The organism is Streptomyces aureocirculatus, assembly GCF_000720475.1.
Classification (GTDB): Bacteria; Actinomycetota; Actinomycetes; order Streptomycetales; family Streptomycetaceae; genus Streptomyces; species Streptomyces aureocirculatus.
This window is the reverse complement of the sequence record NZ_JOAP01000211.1, coordinates 1-223: the sequence shown is the minus strand read 5'-3', so window position 1 is coordinate 223 and position 223 is coordinate 1. Positions and strand designations below refer to the sequence as shown.

Genomic DNA, 223 nt, shown 5'->3' with positions numbered 1-223 from the left:
GTCCCCGGTGCGGTACATCCGCGCTCCGGGAGGCCCGTAGGGGTCGGGCAGGAAGCGGGTGACGGTGGTGGCGGGCTGGTGGTGGTAGCCGCGGCCCACGCCGGTTCCGGCCAGGTACAGCTCGCCGACCGTGCCCGCGGGCAGGGGCGTAAGACCGGGGCTGAGGATGTAGGCGCGCAGGCCCGGCAGGGGGCGTCCGATGGGTACGCCGGTGGTGTAGGGC

The 223-nt window shown here is 75.3% G+C and carries 1 protein-coding gene; it reads right to left on the bottom strand.

Annotation, left to right across the window (positions count from 1 at the left end; genetic code table 11):
* Positions 1 to 223 (bottom strand): AMP-binding protein (locus tag IG78_RS43725; RefSeq protein WP_037687868.1); only part of this gene is annotated, 223 nt, incomplete at both ends.